General features: G+C 61.7%; 19 protein-coding genes. 14 read left to right on the forward strand and 5 right to left on the reverse strand.

The annotated features are described in order from the left end of the window. Positions 1 to 39: 39 nt before the first annotated feature. On the forward strand, positions 40 to 819 hold the full coding sequence (locus C4J84_RS25450; protein WP_003195493.1) for an exodeoxyribonuclease III: 780 nt from the start codon (positions 40 to 42) through the stop codon (positions 817 to 819). A 58-nt stretch (positions 820 to 877) separates the two neighbouring features. Here C4J84_RS25450 and C4J84_RS25455 read toward each other — a convergent pair whose 3' ends face one another. Beyond that, a complete protein-coding gene (locus tag C4J84_RS25455) occupies positions 878 to 1,249 on the reverse strand; it encodes a DUF4870 domain-containing protein (protein WP_124364976.1) in 372 nt (123 codons plus the stop codon). Positions 1,250 to 1,271: 22 nt separating this feature from the next. After that, complete coding sequence (gene rph / locus C4J84_RS25460) at positions 1,272 to 1,994, reverse strand: ribonuclease PH (RefSeq protein WP_124368821.1); 723 nt, start codon at positions 1,992 to 1,994, stop codon at positions 1,272 to 1,274. A gap of 184 nt (positions 1,995 to 2,178) precedes the next feature. On the opposite strand from rph, the gene C4J84_RS25465 reads away from it, so the two are divergent. The 6 genes from C4J84_RS25465 (at position 2,179) to C4J84_RS25490 (ending at position 7,490) form a co-directional block, all read left to right on the forward strand. After that, on the forward strand, positions 2,179 to 3,042 hold the full coding sequence (locus tag C4J84_RS25465; protein WP_124372286.1) for a YicC/YloC family endoribonuclease: 864 nt from the start codon (positions 2,179 to 2,181) through the stop codon (positions 3,040 to 3,042). A 10-nt stretch (positions 3,043 to 3,052) separates the two neighbouring features. After that, entirely contained in the window at positions 3,053 to 3,673 is a 621-nt protein-coding gene (gene gmk / locus C4J84_RS25470) for a guanylate kinase (RefSeq protein WP_003213284.1), read from the forward strand. Positions 3,674 to 3,840: 167 nt separating this feature from the next. After that, entirely contained in the window at positions 3,841 to 4,104 is a 264-nt protein-coding gene (gene rpoZ, locus C4J84_RS25475; protein ID WP_003176920.1) for a DNA-directed RNA polymerase subunit omega, read from the forward strand. A gap of 60 nt (positions 4,105 to 4,164) precedes the next feature. Beyond that, the gene (gene spoT / locus C4J84_RS25480) at positions 4,165 to 6,270 is read left to right on the forward strand and encodes a bifunctional GTP diphosphokinase/guanosine-3',5'-bis pyrophosphate 3'-pyrophosphohydrolase (RefSeq protein WP_124364979.1); all 2,106 of its coding nucleotides are present in this window, start codon (positions 4,165 to 4,167) and stop codon (positions 6,268 to 6,270) included. A gap of 39 nt (positions 6,271 to 6,309) precedes the next feature. Further along, a complete protein-coding gene (locus tag C4J84_RS25485) occupies positions 6,310 to 6,690 on the forward strand; it encodes a RidA family protein (protein ID WP_003176922.1) in 381 nt (126 codons plus the stop codon). A 56-nt stretch (positions 6,691 to 6,746) separates the two neighbouring features. After that, complete coding sequence (locus C4J84_RS25490; RefSeq protein WP_124372287.1) at positions 6,747 to 7,490, forward strand: hypothetical protein; 744 nt, start codon at positions 6,747 to 6,749, stop codon at positions 7,488 to 7,490. Between the two features lie 123 nt (positions 7,491 to 7,613). Here the strand turns inward: C4J84_RS25490 and C4J84_RS25495 are convergent, their stop codons facing one another. Beyond that, positions 7,614 to 8,465 (reverse strand): SDR family oxidoreductase, encoded by an 852-nt coding sequence (locus tag C4J84_RS25495; RefSeq protein ID WP_124372288.1) that lies wholly within the window; start codon positions 8,463 to 8,465, stop codon positions 7,614 to 7,616. Between the two features lie 189 nt (positions 8,466 to 8,654). On the opposite strand from C4J84_RS25495, the gene exbB reads away from it, so the two are divergent. The 7 genes from exbB to C4J84_RS25535 all read left to right on the forward strand — a co-directional run bounded on the left by exbB (position 8,655) and on the right by C4J84_RS25535 (position 16,193). Then, positions 8,655 to 9,623: a tonB-system energizer ExbB gene (exbB, locus tag C4J84_RS25500; RefSeq protein ID WP_124372289.1), complete on the forward strand. Its 969-nt coding sequence runs from the start codon at positions 8,655 to 8,657 to the stop codon at positions 9,621 to 9,623. Between the two features lie 6 nt (positions 9,624 to 9,629). Further along, positions 9,630 to 10,055, forward strand: a complete 426-nt coding sequence (exbD, locus tag C4J84_RS25505) for a TonB system transport protein ExbD (protein ID WP_003195519.1) — start codon at positions 9,630 to 9,632, stop codon at positions 10,053 to 10,055. Further along, entirely contained in the window at positions 10,052 to 10,798 is a 747-nt protein-coding gene (locus C4J84_RS25510) for an energy transducer TonB (RefSeq protein ID WP_124364984.1), read from the forward strand. Before exbD ends, C4J84_RS25510 begins: the two co-directional genes overlap by 4 nt. A 159-nt stretch (positions 10,799 to 10,957) precedes the next feature. Further along, complete coding sequence (locus C4J84_RS25515; protein WP_124368827.1) at positions 10,958 to 11,878, forward strand: hydrogen peroxide-inducible genes activator; 921 nt, start codon at positions 10,958 to 10,960, stop codon at positions 11,876 to 11,878. An 8-nt stretch (positions 11,879 to 11,886) separates the two neighbouring features. Further along, positions 11,887 to 13,962, forward strand: coding sequence for an ATP-dependent DNA helicase RecG (gene recG / locus C4J84_RS25520; protein ID WP_124368828.1), 2,076 nt, complete (start codon positions 11,887 to 11,889; stop codon positions 13,960 to 13,962). A 77-nt stretch (positions 13,963 to 14,039) separates the two neighbouring features. Further along, positions 14,040 to 15,440 (forward strand): aminoacyl-tRNA deacylase and HDOD domain-containing protein, encoded by a 1,401-nt coding sequence (locus C4J84_RS25525; protein ID WP_124368829.1) that lies wholly within the window; start codon positions 14,040 to 14,042, stop codon positions 15,438 to 15,440. A gap of 495 nt (positions 15,441 to 15,935) precedes the next feature. Beyond that, on the forward strand, positions 15,936 to 16,193 hold the full coding sequence (locus C4J84_RS25535; protein ID WP_124368831.1) for a DUF6124 family protein: 258 nt from the start codon (positions 15,936 to 15,938) through the stop codon (positions 16,191 to 16,193). A gap of 268 nt (positions 16,194 to 16,461) precedes the next feature. Here the strand turns inward: C4J84_RS25535 and C4J84_RS25540 are convergent, their stop codons facing one another. Further along, positions 16,462 to 16,836: a hypothetical protein gene (locus C4J84_RS25540; protein ID WP_032803751.1), complete on the reverse strand. Its 375-nt coding sequence runs from the start codon at positions 16,834 to 16,836 to the stop codon at positions 16,462 to 16,464. A gap of 124 nt (positions 16,837 to 16,960) precedes the next feature. Continuing rightward, positions 16,961 to 17,884 carry a type VI secretion system-associated lipoprotein TagQ gene (gene tagQ / locus C4J84_RS25545; protein WP_124372290.1) on the reverse strand — a complete coding sequence of 308 codons (924 nt, stop codon included), beginning with the start codon at positions 17,882 to 17,884 and terminating at the stop codon, positions 16,961 to 16,963. Positions 17,885 to 17,926 lie beyond the last annotated feature (42 nt).

Genomic DNA, 17,926 nt, shown 5'->3' on the forward strand with positions numbered 1-17,926 from the left:
GGCGTGTATCATACACGCACGCGATTTTTGGGGCCATTTATGCGGATCATCAGTGTGAACGTTAATGGTATTCAGGCTGCAGTCGAGCGTGGTTTGCTCAGTTGGCTGCAAGCACAGAATGCCGACGTCATCTGCCTGCAGGACACCCGCGCCTCCGCCTTTGAACTGGACGACCCAGCCTTCCAACTGGATGGCTACTTCCTTTATGCCTGCGATGCCGAAGTACCCACCCAAGGTGGCGTGGCTTTGTACTCGCGGTTGCAACCCAAGGCGGTCATCAGCGGCCTCGGCTTCGAGACAGCCGACCGCTACGGGCGCTACCTGCAAGCCGATTTCGACAAGGTCAGCATCGCGACCTTGCTGCTTCCTTCGGGGCAGAACGGCGATGAAGACTTGAACCAGAAATTCAAGCTAATGGACGACTTCGCCCGTTATCTGGATAAACAGCGACGCAAACGTCGCGAGTACATTTATTGTGGCTCGCTGTACGTGGCGCAACAGAAGCTGGATATCAAGAACTGGCGCGACAGCCAGCAATCCCCTGGCTTCCTGGCGCCGGAACGGGCCTGGATGGACGAGATTGTCGGCAACATGGGCTATGTCGACGCCCTGCGCGAAGTCAGCCGCGAAGGCGACCAGTACAGCTGGTGGCCGGATAACGAACAGGCTGAAATGCTCAACCTGGGTTGGCGTTTCGACTACCAGCTGCTGACCCCGGGTCTGCGCCGGTTCGTACGCAGTGCCCGCTTGCCGCGCCAGCCGCGCTTCTCGCAGCACGCGCCACTGATCGTGGACTACGACTGGACCTTGACCATCTGAGGTCTTTTTCCAGGCACAAAAAAACCGACAGCGATGTCGGTTTTTTTGTGGATGGCTATTATTTGACCAGACGCCAGGTCAGAGGATAGCGATAGGCGATCCCCTTGTTGGCCTTGATACTGCCGATGATGGTCAGCACCACCGTGGCAATCGCCAGGGCAATCATCAGGAAGAAACCAATCACTGCGAAGGCCAGCACGATGCAAGCGATCCAGGCGATGGCGACGGTGATCTGGAAATTCAGGGCTTCCTTGCCCTGATCATCAATAAACGCATCCTGCTCCTTCTTCATCTGCCACAGGATCAGTGGCCCCACAACGCTGCCGAAGGGGAACACGAATCCCAGAAACGCCGCGAGATGGCACAACATTGCCCCCTGCCGCACTTCATAGGAAGGCGCAGGCACCGGCATTTGGCTGTTGTCATTCATGGCGTTTCTCCTTGAGACCGGCTCAGTCAGCCAGTGCGGCGTTCTGCAGTTCGAAAATTTCGTTCATGCCTTTCTGCGCCAGGGCCAGCATGGCGTTCAGTTCAGCTGGCTGGAATGGCGCGCCTTCGGCGGTGCCCTGCACTTCGATGAAACCACCGGTGCTGGTCATGACCACGTTCAGGTCGGTCTCGGCGGCCGAGTCTTCCAGGTAGTCCAGATCCAACACCGGCTCGCCCTGGTACATGCCCACCGAGACGGCGGCGATCATTTGCTTGAGCGGGTCGCCGCCTTTGAGGCCGCCACGCTTCTTGATCACTTTCAGTGCGTCAACCAGGGCCACCATGGCGCCGGTGATCGAGGCGGTGCGGGTGCCGCCGTCGGCCTGGATCACGTCGCAATCGACGTACAGGGTCACGTCGCCCAGCTTGGTCATGTCCAGGGCCGCGCGCAGGGAGCGGCCGATCAGGCGCTGGATTTCCAGGGTACGCCCGCCTTGCTTGCCACGGCTGGCTTCACGCTGGTTACGTTCGCCGGTGGCGCGCGGCAGCATGCCGTATTCAGCGGTCAACCAACCCTGGCCCTGGCCTTTGAGGAAGCGCGGCACGCCGTTCTCGACGCTGACGGTGCAGATGACCTTGGTATCGCCAAACTCGACCAGTACGGATCCCTCGGCGTGTTTGGTGTAGTTGCGGGTGATGCGGATCGAGCGGAGCTGATCGGCAGCGCGACCACTTGGACGTTTCATAGGGAATACCTGTACTGAGGACGAAAAACTGCCGAGCATTATAGAGCCGCCAACCGATTCGGGGCACTTCTTAAAATCCGGTTACGAATAGTCGGGTTTGGGCGCGCTCGTCCCACTGCGCTACAATCCGGCGCCTTCTTAACCATCAGCCCGTGTTTGCGGGACTGTAACGCGAGGTACCTCCATGGTGCACAGCATGACCGCCTTCGCCCGCGTCGAAAAAGCCGGCGTACAAGGCACCCTGAGCTGGGAACTGCGCTCGGTCAACAGCCGCTACCTGGAGCCGCATCTGCGCCTGCCGGAGTCGTTCCGCGACCTCGAGGGCGCCGTGCGTGAAGCGCTGCGCCAGGGCATTTCCCGCGGCAAGCTGGAATGCACCCTGCGCTTTACCGAAGAAACCACCGGCAAACCCTTGCAGGTCGACCGCGACCGCGCCGCGCAACTGGTGGCCGCCGCTGAAACCATCGCCAGCCTGATCAAACAGCCGGCCGCGCTGAACCCCCTGGAAGTGCTGGCCTGGCCGGGCGTGCTGGTGGCCGACGCCACCGACCCGCAAGCCCTCAACGCCGAGGCCCTGGCCCTGTTCAACCTGGGCCTCAAGGAGCTCAAGGCCGGCCGCGAGCGTGAAGGCGCCGAGCTGGCGCGGTTGATCAGCGAGCGCTTGAGCTCAATCGAAGAAGACGTCGTCACCCTGCGTGAGCTGGTGCCGCAAATGCTCGCCACCCAGCGCCAGAAGGTCCTGGATCGCTTCGCCGACATGAAGGCCGACCTCGACCCCGTGCGTCTGGAGCAGGAAATGGTCCTGCTGGCACAAAAGAGCGACGTCGCCGAAGAGCTCGATCGCCTGAGCACCCACATCCTCGAAGTGCGCCGCGTGCTCAAGTCCGGTGGTGCCGCCGGTCGGCGCCTGGACTTCCTGATGCAGGAACTCAACCGCGAAGCCAATACACTGGGCTCCAAAGCGTTCGATCCGCGCAGCACCACGGCTGCGGTCAACCTCAAAGTGTTGATTGAGCAAATGCGCGAACAAGTACAGAATATTGAGTAAGGCACCCTCCATGACCCACAGCACCGGCACCCTTTACATCATTTCCGCCCCTTCGGGCGCGGGCAAGAGCAGCTTGGTCAAGGCCCTGACCGACGCTGACGAGCAGATCCGCATCTCGGTTTCCCACACCACGCGCGCCATGCGCCCGGGTGAAGTGAACGGCGTGCACTATCACTTCGTCGAGCGTACCGAGTTCGTCAAGATGATCGAGCACGGTGACTTCCTGGAGCGCGCCGAAGTATTCGGCAACCTCTATGGCACCTCGCAAAGCCATCTGCAGCAGACGCTGGATGAAGGCCATGACCTGATTCTGGAAATCGACTGGCAGGGCGCCGAACAAGTGCGCCAGCTGATGCCCAAGGCGCGTTCGATCTTCATCCTGCCGCCCTCGCTTGAAGCCCTGCACCAGCGCCTGACCAACCGCGGCCAGGACAGCGACGAGATCATCGAAGGCCGCATGCGTGAAGCCGTCAGCGAAATGAGCCACTACGTCGACTACGACTACCTGATCATCAACGACGATTTTGCCCACGCGCTGGATGATTTAAAGGCGATTTTCCGCGCCAACCAGCTGCAGCAAAAGCGTCAACAACAGCGTTTCGGCAAATTACTCGCCGAACTGCTCGGCTGATTGGCCCTTCCCAAAACCGCTGCGAGGGCTTTACATTGGCACTTGCAGCGGTTTTGCCAGGGTCTGCGAAAAATCAGCGCTTCCCTAAACGCTGGTGATTTTTTAAACTGCTCAGTCCGCTCGCCCAACCGGGCAGCGCGCATCTTGCATTCGCTCCGAGGAATACCATGGCCCGCGTAACCGTTGAAGACTGCCTAGAACACGTGGATAACCGCTTTGAGCTGGTCATGCTCTCTACCAAGCGTGCCCGTCAACTGGCCACTGGCGGCAAAGAGCCCCTGGTCCAGTGGGAAAACGACAAGCCTACCGTTGTAGCCCTGCGTGAAATCGCAGAAGGCCTGATGAGCTATGAGTTCATCGCCAACGCTGAAATCGTTGAAGACGAACCGCTGTTCGCAGCGTTCGAGGACGAGTCCAACGAGGCCGTCTAAGCCTATGCCTGGTCGACGTAGCACGGCGCGGGGTCACAGCCTTCGGCAGGAGTTCACACTTTGCCGAGCATAGACGCCCTCGCCGATCGCTTATCGGCCTACCTCGGCCCCGACCAGGTCAACCTGGTCCGCCGAGCGTATTTCTACGCCGAGCAAGCTCACGACGGCCAACGCCGTCGTAGTGGCGAGGCGTATGTCACCCATCCTCTTGCGGTGGCAAATATCCTGGCCGACATGCACATGGACCATCAGAGCCTGATGGCCGCGATGCTGCATGACGTGATCGAAGACACCGGCATCGCCAAGGAAGCGCTCAGCGCGCAATTTGGCGAAACCGTGGCCGAGCTGGTCGACGGGGTCAGCAAACTGACCCAGATGAACTTCGAGACCAAGGCCGAAGCCCAGGCGGAAAACTTCCAGAAGATGGCCATGGCCATGGCCCGCGATATCCGCGTGATCCTGGTCAAGCTGGCCGACCGACTGCACAACATGCGCACGCTGGAAGTGCTCTCCGGCGAAAAACGCCGGCGAATCGCCAAGGAAACCCTGGAAATCTACGCGCCCATCGCCAACCGGCTGGGCATGCATGCCATTCGTATCGAGTTCGAAGACCTCGGTTTCAAGGCCATGCACCCGATGCGCTCGGCGCGCATCTACCAGGCGGTCAAGCGCGCCCGGGGCAACCGCAAGGAAATCGTCAACAAGATCGAAGAGTCCCTGAGCCATTGCCTGGCGATCGACGAGATCGAAGGCGAAGTCAGCGGACGGCAGAAACACATCTACGGCATCTACAAGAAGATGCGCGGCAAGCGTCGGGCCTTCAACGAGATCATGGACGTGTATGCGTTCCGGATCATCGTCGACAAGGTCGACACCTGCTACCGCGTACTGGGCGCTGTACATAATTTGTACAAACCGTTGCCGGGGCGCTTCAAGGATTACATCGCGATTCCCAAGGCCAACGGCTACCAGTCGCTGCATACCACGCTGTTCGGTATGCACGGCGTGCCGATCGAGATCCAGATCCGCACCCGCGAAATGGAAGAGATGGCCAACAACGGCATCGCTGCCCATTGGCTGTACAAATCCAGCGGCGATGAGCAGCCCAAAGGCACCCATGCCCGTGCCCGCCAGTGGGTCAAGGGCGTGCTGGAGATGCAGCAACGTGCCGGCAACTCCCTGGAATTCATCGAAAGCGTGAAGATCGACCTGTTCCCGGACGAGGTCTACGTGTTCACGCCCAAAGGCCGGATCATGGAGCTGCCCAAAGGCTCCACGGCGGTCGACTTTGCCTACGCCGTGCACACCGACGTGGGCAACAGCTGCATCGCCTGTCGGATCAATCGTCGTCTCGCGCCGCTGTCCGAACCGCTGCAAAGCGGCTCCACGGTGGAGATCGTCAGTGCCCCAGGCGCGCGGCCGAATCCAGCCTGGCTCAACTTCGTGGTGACCGGCAAGGCGCGTACGCATATCCGCCACGCTTTGAAACTGCAGCGGCGTTCCGAATCGATCAGCCTGGGCGAACGCCTGCTGAACAAGGTGCTCAACGGTTTTGACAGCGCCTTGGACAAGGTCCCGCAGGAGCGCGTGCAAGCGATGCTTCACGAGTACCGCCAGGAAACCATCGAGGACCTGCTCGAAGACATCGGCCTGGGCAACCGCATGGCCTACGTGGTTGCACGCCGCCTGCTCGGCGAAGGCGAACAGCTGCCGAGCCCCGAAGGCCCGCTGGCGATTCGCGGCACCGAGGGCCTGGTGCTCAGCTATGCCAAATGCTGCACACCGATCCCGGGCGACCCGATTGTCGGCCATCTGTCGGCGGGCAAAGGCATGGTGGTGCACCTGGACAACTGCCGCAATATCAGCGAAATCCGGCACAACCCGGAAAAATGCATCCAGCTTTCGTGGGCCAAGGATGTCACCGGCGAATTCAATGTCGAGCTGCGCGTAGAGCTGGAGCACCAGCGTGGCTTGATCGCGCTGCTGGCCAGCAGCGTCAACGCGGCCGACGGCAATATTGAGAAAATCAGCATGGACGAACGCGATGGGCGCATCAGCGTGGTCCAGCTGGTGGTCAGCGTGCACGACCGCGTGCACCTGGCCCGTGTGATCAAGAAACTGCGTGCCTTGACCGGGGTGATTCGCATCACCCGCATGCGTGCGTAGTTCTTCAAACAAGCCATCGCCTATTACAAGGAGTCATTCATGACCAAGACAGTAATCACCAGTGACAAAGCCCCGGCCGCCATCGGTACTTATTCCCAGGCGATCAAGGCGGGCAATACCGTCTACATGTCCGGCCAGATCCCGCTGGACCCAAAGACCATGGAACTGGTGGAAGGCTTTGAAGCACAGACCGTACAGGTCTTCGAAAACCTCAAGTCCGTGGCTGAAGCGGCTGGCGGTTCGTTCAAGGACATCGTCAAGCTGAACATCTTCCTGACCGACCTGAGCCACTTCGCCAAGGTCAACGAGATCATGGGCAAGTACTTCGAACAGCCGTACCCAGCCCGCGCCGCCATCGGCGTCGCTGCCCTGCCAAAGGGCGCGCAGGTTGAAATGGACGCGATTCTGGTCATCGAGTAAAAGCACCCGGCGCAGCCTCAACCGCTGCGCCGACTTTGTTTCAGAAGGATTTAGTCATGCGCAAAGCGCTTATTGCCTCTTCGTTGCTCGCCTTGCTGCTCGGCGGCTGTGCCAGCAACCCTGCCAATCTGGATGTGAGCGGTACCTGGATCAACCAGGCCGCCATCGATGCGGCAGCCAAGGGCGGCCCTTTGCGTGAAGCCTTGCAGACCTTTGGCCCGAACCTCGAATGGGAGGTCAACACCAAGGCCTTGCAGGCACGCTACTACAACGGTTTTGAAGTGGCGGAAGGCAAGTTGCTGGCGCAAAAGCCCGGCGCCTGGAGCGTGGACTTCTACGGCAGCTCTGCCACCGAGCTCAAGCGTAGAGGCAAAAAGCTGCTGCAGGTGGCCAACGACAACGAGCCTGAGCAACTGTTCACGCGCTCCCAGGACCCGGCTCCGGAGGGCGCGCCACTGGGCGCCAACTTCGAGCGGGCGCTTTATGCGGCGTACCTGGGCGGAGACTGGAAGATCACCGACGGTGTCGGTAATGGCGCCACGGTACAGTTCCAGGCCAACGGCAAAGTCGCCGGCCTGCCTGGCGCTGATCAGTATTCGCTGTGCCTGGCCGGGGATTGCGCCTCCATGAGCGGCGGCTACGACAGCCTTTGGCTGCAGGAGAATGGCGTGGGCAACCCGTGGATCTTTGCGCGCAAAGGCAAGCAGCTGGAAATCTTCCAGGCGATCAACACCGCGCAGGCGGATGAAGTGCCTCAGTTCACGCCGGGCCCGCGCCAATGGCTGCTTGAAAAACAATAACCGCTGCGACACAGATCCAAATGTGGGAGGGGGCTTGCCCCCGATAGCGTTTCTTCAGTCAACCTCTCTTTGGCTGACACACCGTTATCGGGGGCAAGCCCCCTCCCACATTTTGTCCGTCGTTCAACCTTTCAAAATGGCGGCATAGCCTTCGCGATAAGTCGGATAGGTCGGCTTCCAGCCCAGCGCCTTGATGCGCGCATTGCTGCACTGCTTGCTGCCCGCACGCCGCACACTGGCGTCCTCGGACCACTCCGTCACGCCCAGATACTCGCGCAACCAACCCACCACCTCGGCCAATGGCGCCGGCGCATCGTCGACCCCGATATACACCTTGTCCAGCGAACCGCCCTGCTCCACATGCCGCAACAAAAACGCCAACACGCCCGCAGCGTCATCGGCGTGAATCCGGTTGCCATATAAAGGCGGGTCGACGGCTACGCGATAACCCTGCCGAACCTGTGTCAGCAGCCACTCGCGGCCTGGACCATAAATGCCGGTCAGCCGCACGACGCTCGCGGGGATGCCACTATTGAGTGCCACTTGCTCGGCTTCGAGCATGACTTGGCCGGAATAACCCTTCGCCTGAGTTTCAGAGGTTTCGTCGACCCACTCGCCATTCTGCTGCCCATATACGCTGCTGCTGGACACAAACAGCAAATGCCTGGGCGTCTGGCCGTAATCGCCCAGCCACTCCAGCACATGCTGCAACCCCTGCACGTAGGCAGCGCGGTAACCAGCCTCATCGTGGTCGGTGGCCGCAGCGCAGTACACCAGGTAATCCACCCCGCCGATCGGCCAGGTATCGGGACAGGCTTTATCGAACAGATCACCGGCGATGCCGATCACGCCGACGGGAAGGCGCGAAATATCGCGGCGCAGGCCATGCACCTCCCATCCTGCGGCCAGCAATTGGCTAGCCAGCCGACTACCCACATCGCCGCAACCGGCAATCACAACAGAAGGCGCAGACATCATAAAACTCCATTCTCAAAGGCGCAGATTAGCCGCGCGAGAGGATCAACGGCCAGTAAAAAGCGAAATAAAGTAACAGTGCCACTTTAGTTAACAAGAATTACTTGCAATAATAACCGCCCATTTGTCCTCGACCCACAGGGGTCTGGCAGGACGATCACCCATTATTTTCTCTCAGGTCCGGCCAGCATGACATGTCATACAAACCCCGCTTCGCCAACCAAGCCTCACAGCCCATCCCGCGCCTGGCGTGCGATTGCTGCGATGCTGTTCAGCGTACTGCTGGCGCCGACCGCCGCCTTCGCTGATGCCACCGCACCTGCCGCGCCAGCCGCTGCCGAGCAGAATACCGCCACCCCGGCTGCGCCTGCCGCCGCGCCAACCGACCCGGCCCAGGCTGCAGCTCCTGCCGACGGCACTGGGGTAGTGCTGGAAGAAGACAACACCCTGGGCATGGCCCATGACCTGTCCCCGTGGGGCATGTACCAGAACGCCGACGTGGTGGTGAAAGCCGTGATGATCGGCCTGGCTATCGCCTCCATCATTACCTGGACCATCTGGATCGCCAAAGGCTTCGAGCTGCTGGGCGCCAAGCGTCGTCTGCGCACTGAAATCGTCCACTTGAAAAAGGCCGCCACCCTCAAGGAAGCGAGTGAAACCGCCACCAAGAAGGGCACCCTGGCCAACCTGCTAGTGCATGACGCCCTGGAAGAAATGCGCCTGTCGGCCAACACTCGCGAAAAAGAAGGCATCAAGGAACGCGTCAGCTTCCGCCTGGAGCGCTTGGTGGCCGCGTGCGGTCGCAACATGAGCAGCGGCACCGGCGTGCTGGCGACCATCGGTTCCACCGCCCCCTTCGTCGGCCTGTTCGGTACCGTGTGGGGCATCATGAACAGCTTCATCGGCATCGCCAAAACCCAGACCACCAACCTCGCCGTGGTTGCTCCCGGCATCGCCGAAGCCTTGCTGGCTACGGCCCTGGGCCTGGTTGCCGCGATCCCAGCGGTGGTGATCTACAACGTCTTCGCCCGTTCGATCGCCGGCTACAAGGCCCAGGTATCGGACGCGTCGGCAGAAGTCCTGCTGCTGGTCAGCCGCGACCTCGATCACCTGCCTAACGAGCGCAGCTCGCAACCGCACATGGTGAAAGTGGGGTAATCGGCCATGGGCCTGCATTTGAATCAAGGCGACGACGAGCTCGTCGAGAATCACGAAATCAACGTCACGCCGTTTATCGACGTGATGCTGGTGCTGCTGATCATCTTCATGGTGGCGGCACCATTGGCTACCGTGGACATCAAGGTTGACCTTCCCGCGTCCAGCGCCAAGCCGGCGCCACGCCCGGAGAAGCCGATTTTTCTCAGCGTGAAGGCCGACCAGCGCCTGTTCCTGGGCGAAGAAGAAGTCAAGGCTGAAACCCTGGGGCCGGTGCTCGATGCCAAGACCCAAGGCAAAAAAGACACGACCATCTTCTTCCAGGCCGACAAGGGCGTGGATTACGGCGACCTGATGAGCGTGATGGACGCCTTGCGGGCAGCCGGCTACCTCAAGGTAGGCCTGGTCGGACTTGAGACGGCAGCCAAGAAATGATCACGACGCGCCACAAACTGACGCGTTATGGCAGCAGCCTCGCAGTCGTGCTGGGCGTGCACGCCGTCGCGATCATCATCGCGCTTAAATGGTCCGCGCCCCAGGCGATCCCGTTGCCTCCGGCCGCGATGGTCATCGACCTGGCGCCGCTGCCGGCGCCACCGCCGCCGCCTGCACCGCCCAAGGTCGTTGCGCCACCGCCACCACCGGTCGAAGAGCTGCCGCTGCCGAAGTTGGCAGAGGCGCCCAAGCCGACGATCCAGGTGCCTAAGCCGGTCAAGCCCAAACCCAAGCCACAACCGCCCAAGCCGGTGGAGAAAAAGCCCGAGCCGCCCAAGGAGAAACCTTCCGAGGAGCCACCGAGCGACACGCCGCCGAGCAACGCGCCTGCGCAGAAATCCGCCCAGCCCGCTCCCGGCCCGTCGGCGCAACAGCTTGCCGCCCAGGCCTCCTGGCAAAGCACCCTGCTGGCGCACCTGCAGAAGTACAAGAAGTACCCGCCGGGCGCCCAGCAACGTGGCAAGGAAGGCATGAACCGCTTGCGCTTCGTGGTCGACGGCGAAGGCAATGTGCTGTCCTACGAGCTGGAGGGCCGCTCCGGCAACGCCGACCTGGATCGCGCCACGCTGGAGATGATCCGCAAGGCTCAGCCCCTGCCCAAACCACCGGCCGACCTGTTGAAAAACGGCAGTGTGGAGCTCGTCGCACCGTTCGTTTACAACATCGATAAACGTCGCCGCTAGCAGGGCAATGTGGAAGGGGGCTGGCTCCTTTCCACATTCAGCGGCAGCGAATCAGCAAAATTACCGACAGTCCTCGCTCAATCCCCAGCAAAGTTCTGATAACGTGCGTCTATCGATTGCAGCCGGTATGCTTGGCCCGCAACCTCATGGACGCCCGCTATGACTCTTACAGAATTACGCTACATCGTGACCCTCGCCCAAGAACAGCACTTCGGCCACGCGGCCGAGCGTTGCCACGTCAGCCAGCCGACGCTGTCGGTGGGCGTGAAAAAGCTCGAAGACGAACTCGGTGTGCTGATTTTCGAGCGCAGCAAGAGCGCCGTGCGCCTCACCCCGGTGGGCGAAGGCATCGTTGCCCAGGCCCAGAAGGTGCTGGAACAAGCGCAAAGCATTCGCGAGCTGGCCCAGGCCGGCAAGAACCAGCTGACCGCACCGCTCAAGGTCGGCGCCATCTACACCGTCGGCCCGTACCTGTTTCCCCATCTGATCCCGCAACTGCACCGCGTCGCGCCGCAGATGCCGCTGTATATCGAAGAAAACTTCACCCACGTGCTGCGCGACAAACTGCGCAACGGCGAGCTGGACGCGATCATCATCGCCTTGCCGTTCAACGAGGCGGACGTGCTGACCCTGCCGCTCTACGACGAGCCGTTCTACGTACTGATGCCCGCCTCGCACCCGTGGACCCAGAAGGAAACCATCGACGCCGGCCTGCTCAATGACAAGAGCCTGCTGCTGCTCGGCGAAGGCCACTGCTTCCGCGACCAAGTGCTGGAAGCCTGCCCGACCCTGACCAAAGGCAACGACGGCGCCAAGCACACCACGGTGGAATCCAGCTCCCTGGAGACTATTCGCCACATGGTCGCGTCCGGCCTGGGTATTTCGATCCTGCCGTTGTCGGCGGTAGACAGCCATCACTACGCCCCCGGCGTAATCGAAGTGCGCCCACTTACGCCGCCGGTGCCCTTCCGTACCGTGGCAATCGCCTGGCGCGCCAGCTTTCCACGGCCAAAAGCCATCGAGATCCTCGCCGACTCGATCCGCCTGTGCTCGGTGGCCAAACCGTCTGCTGCGAGCTGAGTAACGGTATGACTGAGCTGTCGCAGGTGCCGGTGACGGCACTCAAGGGTGTCGGTGAGGCCATGGCCGAGAAACTCGCCAAGGTCGGCCTGGAAAACCTTCAGGACGTGCTGTTCCACCTGCCGCTGCGCTATCAGGATCGCACCCGCGTCGTGCCCATCGGCCACTTGCGTCCCGGCCAGGACGCGGTGATCGAGGGCACCGTCAGCGGCGCCGACGTGGTGATGGGCAAGCGCCGCAGCCTGGTGGTGCGCCTGCAGGACGGCACCGGTGGCCTGAGTCTGCGCTTCTACCATTTCAGCAATGCGCAGAAAGAAGGCCTCAAGCGCGGCACCCGCGTGCGTTGCTACGGCGAAGCGCGTCCGGGGGCCTCGGGCCTGGAGATCTACCACCCGGAGTACCGCGCCATTACCGGCGATGAACCGCCGCCGGTGGACACCACCCTCACGCCAATCTACCCACTGACCGAAGGCCTCACCCAGCAACGCCTGCGCCAGTTGTGCATGCAAACCCTGACGATGCTCGGCCCGCAAAGCCTGCCCGACTGGTTGCCGCTGGAGCTGGCCCGCGATTATCAACTGGCGCCTCTGGCGGATGCGATTCGCTACCTGCATCACCCACCGGCCGACGCCGATGTCGACGAACTCGCCCTCGGCCATCACTGGGCGCAGCATCGCCTGGCCTTCGAAGAACTGCTGACCCATCAACTGTCCCAGCAGCGCCTGCGCGAAAGCATGCGCTCGCTGCGCGCACCGGCGATGCCCAAAGCCACGCGCCTGCCCGCGCAATACCTGGCCAACCTGGGCTTCGCACCGACCGGCGCGCAGCAACGCGTCGGCAACGAAATCGCCTACGACCTCAGCCAGCAGGAACCGATGCTGCGCCTGATCCAGGGCGATGTGGGCGCGGGCAAGACCGTGGTCGCCGCCCTCGCCGCCTTGCAGGCCCTGGAAGCCGGTTATCAGGTCGCGTTGATGGCGCCCACGGAAATTCTCGCTGAGCAACACTTCATCACCTTCAAACGCTGGCTCGAGCCGCTGGGCCTGGAAGTCGCGTGGCTGGCCGGCAAGCTCAAGGGCAAGACGCGCGCAGCGGCGCTGGAGCAGATTGCCGGCGGCGCACCGATGGTGGTGGGCACCCATGCGCTGTTCCAGGATGAAGTGCAGTTCAAGAACCTGGCCCTGGTGATCATCGACGAACAGCACCGCTTCGGCGTGCAACAGCGCCTGGCCCTGCGCCAGAAAGGCGTGGGTGGGCGCATGAACCCGCACCAGCTGATCATGACCGCCACGCCCATCCCACGCACCCTGGCGATGAGTGCCTACGCCGACCTCGACACCTCGATCCTCGACGAACTGCCCCCCGGCCGTACGCCGGTCAACACCGTGCTGGTCACCGACACGCGCCGCGTCGAAGTGATCGAACGCGTGCGCGGCGCCTGCGCCGAAGGCCGCCAGGCGTACTGGGTGTGTACGCTGATCGAAGAGTCCGAGGAGCTGACCTGCCAGGCTGCCGAAACCACCTATGAAGACCTCACCAGTGCCCTCGGCGAGCTCAAGGTCGGGCTGATCCACGGCCGTATGAAACCTGCCGAAAAAGCCGCAGTGATGGCCGAGTTCAAGGCCGGTAACCTGCAATTGCTCGTGGCCACTACCGTGATCGAAGTCGGCGTGGACGTGCCCAACGCCAGCCTGATGATCATCGAGAACCCCGAACGCCTGGGCCTGGCCCAACTGCATCAATTGCGCGGCCGCGTCGGCCGAGGCAGCGCCGCCAGCCATTGCGTGCTGCTGTATCACCCGCCGCTGTCGCAGATCGGCCGCCAACGGCTGGGCATCATGCGCGAAACCAACGACGGCTTTGTCATCGCCGAAAAAGACCTCGAGCTGCGCGGCCCGGGAGAAATGCTCGGTACCCGCCAAACCGGTTTGCTGCAATTCAAGGTCGCCGACCTGATGCGCGACGCTGACCTGTTGCCCGCAGTGCGCGATGCGGCGCAGGCGCTGCTGGAACGCTGGCCTGAGCATGTCAGCCCGCTGCTCAACCGCTGGCTGCGGCACGGGCAGCAATACGGCCAAGTGTGACAGCCGACTCACTTATCCGACCTACACCTCTACCAAGCTGGTTATACTCCAATGAATGAAAAAAATTGGATCAGGCCATGTCAGAAGTTGCCCTCGCTACCGCCCCACTGACCGCCCCGCCGGTCATTCGGGCGTTGCTCGCAAAGCTCGCCATCCCCTACACGGAAGTCGCCGAACAGACGGGCCTGAACCCTGCGCGAAAGGTCCAGGCGGTACTGCTCGAAGATGCCGTTGGCGCGCTCATGGTGCTGTTCCCCCAAAGCCAGTTGCTTGACCTCAACCGCCTTACCGAGCTCACCGGGCGCCGCCTCACCGCTGTGGCGCCGGAGCGCGTCGAGCGCATGCTGGGCAAGCATGAGCTGAACCTGCTGCCGGGCCTGCCGCCGCTCACCAGTTCGCCGTGCCTGTATGAAGGCAGCCTGCTCAACGAGCCGAGTCTATTGGTGCATTCGGGTGAAGCCGGGTTGCTGCTGGAAATCGCCAGCGAGCACTTCAAGACCATGCTGACCAAGGCCAGTGCGGCTCAGTTCGGCGAGCCCCTGAGCAACATTCGCCCCAACCTCGACCGCCCCAATGATGACCGTGAGGAAATCACCCAGGCGATGCAGGCATTCACTGCCCGCCGTATTCAGCAACGCCTGGAAGCGACCATCGAGATTCCGCCGCTGGCCGACACCGCGCAGAAGATCATCAAGCTGCGCGTCGACCCCAACGCCACCATCGACGACATCACCGGCGTGGTGGAAACCGACCCAGCCCTGGCCGCCCAGGTGGTGAGTTGGGCGGCGTCGCCCTACTACGCTTCGCCGGGCAAGATCCGCTCGGTGGAAGACGCCATCGTGCGCGTGCTGGGCTTCGATCTGGTGATCAACCTGGCGCTGGGCCTGGCCCTGGGTAAAACCCTGAGCCTGCCCAAGGACCGCCCGCATCCGTCCACGCCGTACTGGCACCAGTCGATCTACACCGCCGCCGTGATCGAAGGCCTGACCCGCGCCATGCCCCGCGCCCAGCGCCCGGAAGCCGGCCTGACCTACCTGGCAGGGTTGCTGCACAACTTTGGTTACCTGCTGCTGGCCCATGTGTTCCCGCCGCACTTTTCGCTGATCTGCCGCCACCTGGAGGTCAACCCGCACCTGTGCCACAGCTACGTGGAACAACACCTGCTGGGCATCAGCCGCGAGCAGATCGGCGCCTGGCTGATGCGTTACTGGGACATGCCGGACGAACTGTCCACCGCCCTGCGCTTCCAGCACGACCCGAGCTATGACGGGCAGTACGCCGAATACCCGAACCTGGTGTGCCTGGCCGTGCGCCTGTTGCGCAGCCGGGGAATCGGTTCCGGGCCGGATGAAACCATCCCGGATGCACTGCTCGAGCGTCTGGGCTTGAGCCGGGAAAAGGCTGAAGACGTGGTTGGCAAGGTGCTGGATGCCGAAGTGTTGTTGCGCGAACTGGCCTCGCAGTTCAGCCAGCACTGAATCTGTCGACAGTCACACTGCTATCGGGGGCAAGCCCCCTCCCACACTTAACCGAGTTCCAGCTGTGGAATGCCGCCGAATGTGGGAGGGGGCTTGCCCCCGATGAATCCACCTCGGTTTAACTGAACGCTTACTTCTTTTTCTTCGGCTTGGCTGGCGCAAAGCCAAACAACTGTCCGTTCGGCTAGAAACAGAAACGTCTTACAAGGCGTTGAGGTTGCCGCTAGGACACTCAATCTCTAGTCTCAGTGCACCGTTGCACAATCAGCGGTCGGGCGTCGCGGCCCGTATTTCTTCAGACGCAAAAGCGTCATCGTGTCCTTTCAGTTGGCGCTTTTTTGTCGTCTACTGTGCGGCGCTATGGCGGCTGTGCGCGGGATACCTTCGGGTATGCCGATGTTCTGGAGAGTCGGTCCGCGAACCTGCGTACAGCTGCCACCCCCATCGCGTCGCGGCGATCAATGGCAGCTCCTTTAATATCTCCGGAGTTTCACCATGATCAAACCCACCCCAAATCCCCCAATCGATCCAGCACCTAGCGTGCTATTCACCGTGAAAGACGGCATCCCCACGCAAGACCTACTGGTCAACCTCAGCGAAACACTGGCCTCGGCCAATGCGTTGAGTTGCGACCTGGCCTTTGACCTTGAAGGGCCGAAACGAGAGGAACTGCTGGGCGTTACGCAGTTAATCGAACTGGCACAGTTGCTGGCTGATCGAGTACTCACTGTCTCGGGGCAAGTAAACCCATGAGATGTCGGGCAGTACGCCGAATACCCGAACCTGGTGTGCCTGGCCGTGCGCCGGGAAAAGGCTGAGGAAGTAGTCTGCAAAGTACTCGATGCGCAAGTGCTGTTGCGGGAGCTGGCATCGCAGTTCAACCAGCACTGAATCTGTCGACTGTCAGGCCGCTATCGGGGGCAAGCCCCCTCCCACACTTAACCGGGTTCCAGCCTTGGAATGCGGTCGAATGTGAGAGGGGGCTTGCCCCCGATGAATCCACCTCGGTTTAACTGAATGCCTACTTCTTTTTCTTCGGCTTCAAATACTTGGTCAACCCCTGGAACCAGATCACCAGCGCCGGGTTGCCCTTGATCTGGATCGACTTGTCCTGAATCCCCGTCATGAACGCCAGTTGCTTGTTCTTCGCCTGCATCGTGGCGAAGCCGTAGGCGGCGTCTTTGAAGGCAATCGCAAACGCCGGCTCAGGGTGTACACCCGAGCGGCTGGTGATGCGCTGGTCTTTGACGATGAAGTGGCGGGCAACCTTGCCGTCGAGGGTCTGCAACTGGAAGGCCAGGTCTTTGTCACCTAGCTGCTGCTGGAAGGCGGGGTTGGTGCGGCTGGCTTTGCCCATCATCAGGCCCAGCACCCACAGGAGAAGACGAAATTTCATGCACACGGCCTCGGTGTAATTATTGAGTGGCCGCAGCAGTGTAACGATTCGCAAATAGAACGCCACCGATCTCGCGCTTTAGTGGGAGATCGGTTGACGTTTAACGCTTATAGCAACAGGTTACTTAAACGTTAGGGCAAGGAACCGGCGCCCAGTCGGCCAGGTTTGGATCGCGGCAGCTGCCTTCGAGCTGAGCCTTGCCGGAGCTGGCGACCTGCTTGCTTTCAGCCTGCTTGGCCTGAACGGTCTGGATGCTCTTCTCGGTGGTCACCGCTTCTTTCGGCACGGTCGGGAGCACGGGTTTCTTGGCCGGCTTCACGGCTTTCTTGCCTTTGGCCGGAGTGACCACAGGCGTGGTGTCGGCGGTGGCCACGGTCACCACGTCGCTACGCTGCACGCCAACCTGCTGCAGGTCTTTCTCATAGGCCTGGGTGTAGTTGCTGAGGTCTTCGCTGGCTTTGCCGTTGACTGCAACGATCAGGTCATTGGACTCCTTCAGGCCCGCAACGATTTCCGCCAGGCGCTTGCGGCCCTCGGTGTCGTTGACGGTCTTGGCCTTGCGGTCTGCGACCAGCTTGGTGAATGCGCTCTGGTAGCACTGTTGCGACGCCTTGGCATAGGCGGTGCTGCGGTCGATGTCCGAGGCGCTTTTGTTGAAGTCGGTGGAGTAGGAAGCGATGCGCTGGTTGTCATCGCTGATCTGCTTCTGACGCTCGGTGTAGTAACCCGCCGCGCCACCCGCCAGGGCGCCGCCCGCTGCGCCGATAGCGGCGTTACGGCCGCGCTTTTCCTTGTCGCCGGTCAGGGCGCCCAGCAAGGCACCGCCGGCCGCGCCGATGGCTGCGCCGGTCACCACCGACTTGGTCATGTTCGAATCGGTAGCACGCAGGTGCTGCACCGGCTCGTAGCAGTTGGGGTAGTACTCAACCTTGGTGCTCGACGCGACCTTGGACGCAGGCGACGTTGCGCAACCGGTCAACACGGTGCTGAAACCGGCCGCAATCAGCAGCAGGTGACGCTTGGAAACCGTCTTACGGGAAAAAAGCATAGGTGTGATCTCTATTAAGTTTGACTTGCCCAGCACGGCCCA

Origin of the sequence: Pseudomonas sp. R11-23-07 (assembly GCF_003852295.1) — a bacterium.
Classification (GTDB): domain Bacteria; phylum Pseudomonadota; class Gammaproteobacteria; order Pseudomonadales; family Pseudomonadaceae; genus Aquipseudomonas.

Excerpts from the sequence above, each read along its gene's own strand:
- C4J84_RS25485 (WP_003176922.1), top strand. The coding sequence starts at position 6,310 with ATGACCAAGACAGTAATCACCAGTGACAAAGCCCCGGCCGCCATCGGT.
- C4J84_RS25465 (WP_124372286.1), top strand. The coding sequence starts at position 2,179 with ATGGTGCACAGCATGACCGCCTTCGCCCGCGTCGAAAAAGCCGGCGTA.
- C4J84_RS25525 (WP_124368829.1), top strand. The coding sequence starts at position 14,040 with ATGTCAGAAGTTGCCCTCGCTACCGCCCCACTGACCGCCCCGCCGGTC.
- C4J84_RS25535 (WP_124368831.1), top strand. The coding sequence starts at position 15,936 with ATGATCAAACCCACCCCAAATCCCCCAATCGATCCAGCACCTAGCGTG.
- exbB (WP_124372289.1), top strand. The coding sequence starts at position 8,655 with ATGACATGTCATACAAACCCCGCTTCGCCAACCAAGCCTCACAGCCCA.
- rph (WP_124368821.1), bottom strand. The coding sequence starts at position 1,994 with ATGAAACGTCCAAGTGGTCGCGCTGCCGATCAGCTCCGCTCGATCCGC.
- C4J84_RS25455 (WP_124364976.1), bottom strand. The coding sequence starts at position 1,249 with ATGAATGACAACAGCCAAATGCCGGTGCCTGCGCCTTCCTATGAAGTG.
- rpoZ (WP_003176920.1), top strand. The coding sequence starts at position 3,841 with ATGGCCCGCGTAACCGTTGAAGACTGCCTAGAACACGTGGATAACCGC.
- recG (WP_124368828.1), top strand. The coding sequence starts at position 11,887 with ATGACTGAGCTGTCGCAGGTGCCGGTGACGGCACTCAAGGGTGTCGGT.
- C4J84_RS25540 (WP_032803751.1), bottom strand. The coding sequence starts at position 16,836 with ATGAAATTTCGTCTTCTCCTGTGGGTGCTGGGCCTGATGATGGGCAAA.
- C4J84_RS25510 (WP_124364984.1), top strand. The coding sequence starts at position 10,052 with ATGATCACGACGCGCCACAAACTGACGCGTTATGGCAGCAGCCTCGCA.
- exbD (WP_003195519.1), top strand. The coding sequence starts at position 9,630 with ATGGGCCTGCATTTGAATCAAGGCGACGACGAGCTCGTCGAGAATCAC.
- C4J84_RS25450 (WP_003195493.1), top strand. The coding sequence starts at position 40 with ATGCGGATCATCAGTGTGAACGTTAATGGTATTCAGGCTGCAGTCGAG.
- C4J84_RS25495 (WP_124372288.1), bottom strand. The coding sequence starts at position 8,465 with ATGTCTGCGCCTTCTGTTGTGATTGCCGGTTGCGGCGATGTGGGTAGT.
- C4J84_RS25490 (WP_124372287.1), top strand. The coding sequence starts at position 6,747 with ATGCGCAAAGCGCTTATTGCCTCTTCGTTGCTCGCCTTGCTGCTCGGC.
- gmk (WP_003213284.1), top strand. The coding sequence starts at position 3,053 with ATGACCCACAGCACCGGCACCCTTTACATCATTTCCGCCCCTTCGGGC.
- C4J84_RS25515 (WP_124368827.1), top strand. The coding sequence starts at position 10,958 with ATGACTCTTACAGAATTACGCTACATCGTGACCCTCGCCCAAGAACAG.
- tagQ (WP_124372290.1), bottom strand. The coding sequence starts at position 17,884 with ATGCTTTTTTCCCGTAAGACGGTTTCCAAGCGTCACCTGCTGCTGATT.